Below are 7,039 nucleotides of genomic sequence, written 5' to 3' on the forward strand. Positions count from 1 at the left end.
CTGATGTTTAGTGTGGTAACTTACATTTTACACGGAATCGTTATGGGCGTTTTCTATTTTGTCTTGGTGTTGCACTTAATATTACAATTCGTCATGAAAAAAAACAAACACTAATAAAAACATAATAAGGAGGGTTTATGTTAAAAAAATCATTTGCTGTATTTGGTTTAGGACGTTTTGGCGGAACAATCGTAAAAGAGTTCAATGATATGGGTATTGAAATCGATAAAGATGAGGCAAAGGTCAATGAATATATGAACTATGCAACACACGCAGTTTGTGTAAATGCAATTGATGAAACCACCTTAAATTTGCTTGGTGCTCGCAATGACGATCATACCTTCGTTTCTTTTGGAGACGCTATACAATCAAGAATATTAACTTCATTGTTATTAAAAGAAATTGGCGTCCGTAAAGTTTCGGCGAAAGTAGAAAATGAAAACCATTCAAAAGTTCTTGAAAAAATTGCTGTTGATAGATTTAACCAACAAGAACGTGCGACAAAAAAACTGGATCACTATAGCTTAAGTGACCTCGACGTACGTGCAAATTATGGATGTACTATTGTCGGTATTCAACTTCAGGGTACAATTATTATTTCTCCTCCTGAAGAAGTCATATATAAAGGCGATATTTTAATTGTCATCGGTCACAATAAAGACATTATGCGGTTTGAAGAAAAAGGGGTTGTTTAATATGAAATTAAAATATATTAGATTAGATCCCTCTCAACTACTTGTACTAGTGTTTTTATTTTTTATCACTTTAGGAACGATACTACTAAAATTTCCGTTTTCAACAACCAATTCTGTTAGTTGGACTAATGCTCTTTTTACAGCAACATCTGCTATGACCGTAACTGGTCTTGCTGTAGTGGATACGGGTATTGACTATACCACTTTTGGTCAATTAGTGATTCTCTTACTTATACAAGTCGGTGGATTAGGAATTATGTCTTTTGCGGTTCTCATTTTTATAATGTTGGGGAAAAAAATAGGGTTTAAAGAGAGGTTGATCATACAACAAGCGTTAAATTATACTTCTCTAGGTGGTGTAATAAAATTAGTTAAAAACTTATTTATATACTCCTTTACCATTGAGATCATTGCTATGCTGATTTTGGCTATAAGATGGGTTCCAGAGTATGGATGGGGACAAGGAATGTATTATAGCCTTTTCCACTCTATATCAGCTTTTAATAATGCAGGATTCTCTACATGGTCAGACAGCTTGATGGGATATGTAGACGATCCACTAGTAAACCTTGTGATAACGTTCCTGTTCATTGTTGGGGGAATAGGTTTTACTGTTTTATCGGATATATGGCAAAAACGTAGCTTTAAAAAATTAAGTCTCCACTCAAAAATAATGATAGGTGGGACTTTGGTTCTTAATTTGTTAGCAATGATTATTGTTTTCACCTTGGAATTTTATAATCCTAACACGTTAGGGACATTATCATCATTAGGTGATAAACTTTGGGCATCATATTTCCAAGCAGTAACACCTCGTACAGCCGGATTTAATACACTCGATATTGGGAGTTTACACGAATCAACTATTGCATTCATGTTACTCTTAATGTTTGTTGGAGCAGGGAGTGCCTCAACAGGAGGCGGAATTAAACTTACCACGTTTGTGGTAATTATTTTATCTGTATTAACCTTTCTGAGACAAAAACGTCAGGTTACTATAGGAAATAGAGCTATTAGAGATATGATTATTTTCCGATCTCTTGCTATTACGACAATAAGTATTTTCTTTGTTTTCTTAGCTGTATTCATTTTAAATATTACAGAATCAGAACCATTTTTAAAAATATTATTTGAAATAATTTCGGCTTTTGGTACAGTGGGTTTGTCCATGGGAATAACGGCAGACCTTTCAGACATCGGTAAGATAATCATTGTCTTTATCATGTTCTTAGGTAAAATAGGTCCTTTAACCTTAGCCTTTTCATTTGCAAAACCCGAACAAGAGAAAATTCGATATCCAAGCGAAGATATTCTAACAGGTTAAAAACTTTTTTTCGTTCTGTATCTAAGGAACAGATCGTGTTAGTGTACAATAAGAAACAAAGACGATTTTTCTCTTAGATATAGGGAAAATCGTCTTTTTAATTCCAGATATCCTGAGTAAATAAAACGGGTTCTGGTGCAAAAATAATAAAATAGAAACATAGAATGATAATATCCTGTTAACTTTGGGATTAAGCAGCTACTCCGAACAACGTATGAATGAATTCAACATCATATTGGGTAGACTTTGCCTGTTGACGAGGTATATCTTTTTTAACCATTTGCATCGCTTCGATACCCTCAAAATATAGGTGGCTGTTCGAAATGATTTCAATCCCAACATGGATATGGCTCGTCCTGCTGATTACTAATTTATTTTTCAATTTAATAACCCAGATATAGAAGCAAGAGCTGTGGTGAACGAACTTTGGAAGTCCTAATAATGAAAAAGTGTTTGGAATTATAACAGGAAATAAACTTTCATAATTATAATAGGTTAAGTATTAGCTGCTCTTGTATCTGTCTTTATATGACATCATTCCACCTACAAAAAAACAAATAAGTAATACTAATACAAAGGTGAAAAAGTTAAAAAAGACTGCATTTGAATATATGCTAAGTAAAGGGATTTTCGTTTCTTCACGATATTGTGGGTTAACTTCGGCAAGAAGGGATTTTAATTGAATTGATCTTATAAGCGTAATACTTATAATTAATATCATTCCCAACAAGCTGCCAGCTATAGTCATTCGAATAGTTCTCTTCTGCAACTTGCAATACATATATTCATGTATATAGCTAATAGACATAGCGATAAAAGTAATTATAAATGGAAATAAAAAAAAGAACGGGAATAAACCGATGTTACCATTCCCTCCTGCATATTGAGTAGGAGAAACTGCTGATAAGTTGGCAAAAGTGAAAGCACCAATTGTTATTAATACACTTATAATATAGATAAAGCGATAAAGGTAATTCATCAGTTTATTCATATTCTACAACTCCCTTTAAATACAGTAGCGCCATTTTTTTGAATAACTTTTATCATTTTCATTGTACATTATTTGGAAATCAAAAACATTTTAAGTGAATAGTAACACTAAATTTCCAATGTTAATAAACAGAAAAAACTCGACTAGATCACCTTTAACGATGATTATTAATCGAGATTTATTATAATTATCTATTATTCCCTAAAGCTGGTTAACTAAAAATTTGATTTTACTTCTTTTTGTTCGTGTTTGTGGCTTCTATGTTTGTTAATACAAATTTCACCAATGTTTTATTTTTTGAATATATAGCTACAAGAGTAACGTATTTATACCCTGCTTTATTCAATTTTTTACTGACTTGTTCAAAAAATCATTTTTTTATAGAGAAACCTTTCATAAGCATCGATTTCTTTTAATACCTTTTCTTAATCTACTTGGTTAAATTGAGGTATGTTGCCAATTGATTTTTCATTTGATGCTGATACTTTTTATTGCTTATCTATCGATTACATAGATTAATTCAATCATTACTTTTGACAAGATAACACTTATTCTATAAAATGAATGACAGTCAGTCATGAAATGAGGAATGTAACATGTCTAAAGAAGAAAAGATTATTCTTGCTGCGATTGATGTTTTTCGTGACAAAGGTGTTGAAAAAACAAAAGTATCTGATATTGTAAAATCTGCTGGAATTGCTCAAGGCACATTTTATTTATATTTTCCATCTAAATTATCAGTAATGCCAGCTATTGCAACGGTCATGGTTGAGAAAATCATGTCTGAAGTGAAAAACCGTTTTCAAGATTCTACGCCTCTTGTAAGCCAAATAGAACAAATAGTAGATGCTGTTTTCTATTTAACAAAAGAGTATCGTGACGTCTTTGCACTTATTTATGCTGGGATTGCTCAAACAGAACATTTGAAAGAATGGGAAACGATCTATGCACCTTTTTATGAATGGATGAGCAACTTCTTAAAGAATGCTCAAAATGTCGGAAACATTCGCGATTCACTCAACACAGAAAGATCCACAAAGTTGATTATTGGCCTAATTGAATCTGCAGCTGAACAAATTTATTTATATGATGATTTTGATGAAGAAAATGCAACACTTCAAAAACAAGAGTTACTTGACTTTTTACATCATGCATTAGGGCTTCGTATTTAATTATAAAGCTTTCGAGCCCTGAAAATGACTGATAGTCAGTCATTTTGTACTGACAAAGAATAAGTAAGGTGATTTTAAGAAGAATAGGTTTACGAAAGGAATGGTATATATGAGTAAAGATTGGATGTATGTTGCTCTAACATGCTTGTTTGAATTATTTTGGGTTTTCGGCTTTAATACTGCTAGTACTTGGTGGCATTGGGCGATTATTTTAGTCATTATTGCGATAGATTTCTACTTTTTATCTAAAGCTTGTGAAAACTTACCAACGGGCACTGTCTATGCTATTTTCGCAGGAATTGGTACAGTTGGGACGACATTAATGGATGTATTTATTTTTGGCGGAGAGTTTAGCTTAGCAAAAGGACTATTCATGGTGATTCTCGTTGTTGGCGTTATTGGATTAAAACTAGCTGATAATCAACATAAGGAAGAAACAGATTTGAAAGGAGTGCAATAACAATGGGGTGGATATTTGTATTTTTTGCAGCTATGTCAGAAATTGTTGGTGTTATTGGATTAAAGTTATACAGCCAAAACAAAACAATTCGAAATATGCTCTTATACGTTGGAGGTTTTGGCTTATCATTTTCCCTCCTCTACACTTCATTTAACTATTTACAATTAAGTATTGCTTATGCTGTATGGATCGGTATTGGTACGGTCGGAGCTGTATTGATTAATATGATTCTTTTTGGGGAATCTAAAAGCATAGCACGTATAATTAGTATTATTGCAATTGTTATTGGAGTAGCCGGATTAAAGGCTGTTTCCTAAGTTCTTAAAATAACCTTTATATAAAGACAAGGGCACTGAAAAAGTCCATAAAATGAATTTTAGCCATGGCGAAAACGATTAATCGTTTCTGCCATGGCTTTTTCTTCGATTCCGTTAATTTCCGTTCCGGCGGACACTTTCCTGGGGACGAACCTTGAGTCTCCTCGTCGCTGGTGCTCCTGCGGGGTCTCAAGATGTTCGCTAGTTCCCCAAGGAGCTACAACAATATTTGCGGTAAATTTGAAACGTATCTTGAAGCTATTAAATGAAGAATAAGGGAAATACAAAAAAACACCGGTACTTTCTCAGTTATGAACTGATGACGGGGTTCATTTCTGATGGATTCTGGCTCTTTAATTAATGCCACAATCAAAGTTACTTTATACACTAATTTAGTGTAGCATCCATTGCTTCTAGCATACTACGCCAAGCCCTCTCAGTTTGTGGTACAAAGTCTGACCAATCAGGGTGTAATTCATGTGTTAAAGTAAGTTCACAGCCTGTCCTAGTTGATATTATATCAATATTTACACGTGCTGAGTCTGAGGATTCTTTCGGAATACCCCAAGTAAATGCTAGACGATTTGGTCGATCAATTTCTAAATACTCTCCGCTATGATCAATTTCCGTGCCATCTCTTAAATCAACAAATGAAAAAGAGCCTCCTACTCTTGCATCGATTTCAACACGTACGATATCCCCTTTCGGAAACATCCATTTCATCACTTTATCAGGGTCAATCCAAGCGTCAAAAATCTTATCTGATGTTATGTTAAAGTTATAAACTACAACTGCATTCGTATTCGATTGTCTATTCAAAAAAATCATCTCCTATTAAGGTAATTAAAAGACATGACCAGGTATTTACATAATCTTACTTTAAGAACAACTATACTTCAATTTTTTGGATACTTAACTCCTTAATTACCGTTAAAAAATTTATTACTTTTAATGTAATCGCTTTTAGAGAATTTATTGTAAAATAACAATAAAGGGATTTACATACGAATAATGCCATTTAGAATATTATTATTCAATTTGTATTTTGGGACACCATAACAGTAAATCCTATTAGGAGGTTTAGCAATGTACAAATATTCATATGAAATTCCTAATCAAATGTCGATGCAGGATAGATTACCACTTACTGATGAAGATGGAAACGTTCATTGTTACGTAAAAAAACGAAAACCAAGAATATTAACTCGTATTGTAAATAACTTATTTAGTTTTACTCTCAATTATTACTTTGAAGTAGTAGATCAAAATGAAAAAACATGTATAGTTTAAATGCTTTAAAATACCGTCTAAAATTAGACTATATGTTAACAACACCCCTTCAGAAAATAATTCTGAAAAGAATGCGTGAGCAATTAATAGAAAGTAAGTATACATGGCAAGATAATTCAGATACATACTTGTTTTTCCAACACTATTCTGCGGAATCACGATTAATTAAAAACGATGAAGAAATTGCGACGGTGAGGCTTGTAGACCCTAGAAATTCAGATGAGTCAGATACTGTAATCATCACTCTTTTAAAAGTGGATGATGTAAATATAGCAGCATTAGCCGCAGTACTCTATCACAGTTTATATCACTATAACCGATACGATAGTTCCCTTTTAGGTAAATCTACTTCCCTTTTAAATTTCTGATAGAAGCGGAATACATACGATAAACTGTTTTCAAACATTCTTATTTTATTAAAACCGTTCAAATTACTTGAACGGTTTTTTTGCTCTTTCTAATATTTTAATCATTATTGTCACATATTAAAATATTCTTTTTCACTAAAAAGCTACACTACATAAAAACTGTAGTTTACTTCTCCTCTTTTACAAATTATCAATCTATACTATAAAGATCAGAACTAATTATAAATTATCAAATTTTCACTAGTGTTGCATAAATAAAGACAGAAAATTCTGTCTATTAATACTTGGGGTTTAGAGCCAAAAAAGGAAACATTTCAATAAAGGTGGCCCATTCATTTGGTTTTTATTTACAATTATACGTGTGCGATAACGACAGTTTGCGTTTTATGGAACGGCTTTGCCTTCGATTTTTCGAAGCCAGA

Annotated in this window: 9 protein-coding genes; 7 read left to right on the top strand and 2 right to left on the bottom strand. The window is 32.7% G+C overall.

The annotated features are described in order from the left end of the window. Nucleotides 1-137: 137 nt before the first annotated feature. A complete protein-coding gene (locus ACQKMD_RS21385; protein WP_427754550.1) occupies nt 138-695 on the top strand; it encodes a potassium channel family protein in 558 nt (185 codons plus the stop codon). 1 nt (nt 696) lies between these two features. Continuing rightward, nucleotides 697-2,019 carry a TrkH family potassium uptake protein gene (locus tag ACQKMD_RS21390; protein WP_427754552.1) on the top strand — a complete coding sequence of 441 codons (1,323 nt, stop codon included), beginning with the start codon at nt 697-699 and terminating at the stop codon, nt 2,017-2,019. 502 nt (nt 2,020-2,521) lie between these two features. On the opposite strand, the gene ACQKMD_RS21395 is transcribed toward ACQKMD_RS21390, so the two are convergent. Further along, complete coding sequence (locus ACQKMD_RS21395) at nt 2,522-3,010, bottom strand: hypothetical protein (RefSeq protein WP_427754554.1); 489 nt, start codon at nt 3,008-3,010, stop codon at nt 2,522-2,524. 596 nt (nt 3,011-3,606) lie between these two features. Here ACQKMD_RS21395 and ACQKMD_RS21400 point away from each other — a divergent pair. The 3 genes from ACQKMD_RS21400 to ACQKMD_RS21410 all read left to right on the top strand — a co-directional run bounded on the left by ACQKMD_RS21400 (nt 3,607) and on the right by ACQKMD_RS21410 (nt 4,959). Then, the gene (locus ACQKMD_RS21400) at nt 3,607-4,182 is read left to right on the top strand and encodes a TetR family transcriptional regulator (protein WP_427754555.1); all 576 of its coding nucleotides are present in this window, start codon (nt 3,607-3,609) and stop codon (nt 4,180-4,182) included. Between the two features lie 109 nt (nt 4,183-4,291). Further along, a complete protein-coding gene (locus ACQKMD_RS21405; protein WP_427754557.1) occupies nt 4,292-4,642 on the top strand; it encodes a DMT family transporter in 351 nt (116 codons plus the stop codon). Nucleotides 4,643-4,644: 2 nt separating this feature from the next. Then, nucleotides 4,645-4,959, top strand: coding sequence for a DMT family transporter (locus tag ACQKMD_RS21410; RefSeq protein WP_427754558.1), 315 nt, complete (start codon nt 4,645-4,647; stop codon nt 4,957-4,959). A gap of 387 nt (nt 4,960-5,346) precedes the next feature. Here the strand turns inward: ACQKMD_RS21410 and ACQKMD_RS21415 are convergent, their stop codons facing one another. Further along, a complete protein-coding gene (locus tag ACQKMD_RS21415; protein WP_427754560.1) occupies nt 5,347-5,778 on the bottom strand; it encodes an SRPBCC family protein in 432 nt (143 codons plus the stop codon). Between the two features lie 267 nt (nt 5,779-6,045). Between ACQKMD_RS21415 and ACQKMD_RS21420 the strand changes: the two genes are divergently transcribed. Together ACQKMD_RS21420 and ACQKMD_RS21425 are read left to right on the top strand one after the other, a co-directional pair. Then, on the top strand, nt 6,046-6,249 hold the full coding sequence (locus tag ACQKMD_RS21420; protein WP_427754562.1) for a tubby C-terminal domain-like protein: 204 nt from the start codon (nt 6,046-6,048) through the stop codon (nt 6,247-6,249). Then, nucleotides 6,237-6,617 carry a tubby C-terminal domain-like protein gene (locus ACQKMD_RS21425; RefSeq protein ID WP_427754564.1) on the top strand — a complete coding sequence of 127 codons (381 nt, stop codon included), beginning with the start codon at nt 6,237-6,239 and terminating at the stop codon, nt 6,615-6,617. Before ACQKMD_RS21420 ends, ACQKMD_RS21425 begins: the two co-directional genes overlap by 13 nt. The last annotated feature ends 422 nt before the right edge of the window (nt 6,618-7,039 follow it).

It is taken from the genome of Viridibacillus sp. NPDC096237, from assembly GCF_050278625.1.
Lineage (GTDB): Bacteria > Bacillota > Bacilli > Bacillales_A > Planococcaceae > Viridibacillus.

Bases quoted from the DNA above. Each gene is read 5' to 3' on its own strand.
- ACQKMD_RS21400 (WP_427754555.1), top strand. From the start codon at position 3,607: ATGTCTAAAGAAGAAAAGATTATTCTTGCTGCGATTGATGTTTTTCGT.
- ACQKMD_RS21390 (WP_427754552.1), top strand. From the start codon at position 697: ATGAAATTAAAATATATTAGATTAGATCCCTCTCAACTACTTGTACTA.
- ACQKMD_RS21395 (WP_427754554.1), bottom strand. From the start codon at position 3,010: ATGAATAAACTGATGAATTACCTTTATCGCTTTATCTATATTATAAGT.
- ACQKMD_RS21410 (WP_427754558.1), top strand. From the start codon at position 4,645: ATGGGGTGGATATTTGTATTTTTTGCAGCTATGTCAGAAATTGTTGGT.
- ACQKMD_RS21425 (WP_427754564.1), top strand. From the start codon at position 6,237: ATGTATAGTTTAAATGCTTTAAAATACCGTCTAAAATTAGACTATATG.
- ACQKMD_RS21385 (WP_427754550.1), top strand. From the start codon at position 138: ATGTTAAAAAAATCATTTGCTGTATTTGGTTTAGGACGTTTTGGCGGA.
- ACQKMD_RS21420 (WP_427754562.1), top strand. From the start codon at position 6,046: ATGTACAAATATTCATATGAAATTCCTAATCAAATGTCGATGCAGGAT.
- ACQKMD_RS21405 (WP_427754557.1), top strand. From the start codon at position 4,292: ATGAGTAAAGATTGGATGTATGTTGCTCTAACATGCTTGTTTGAATTA.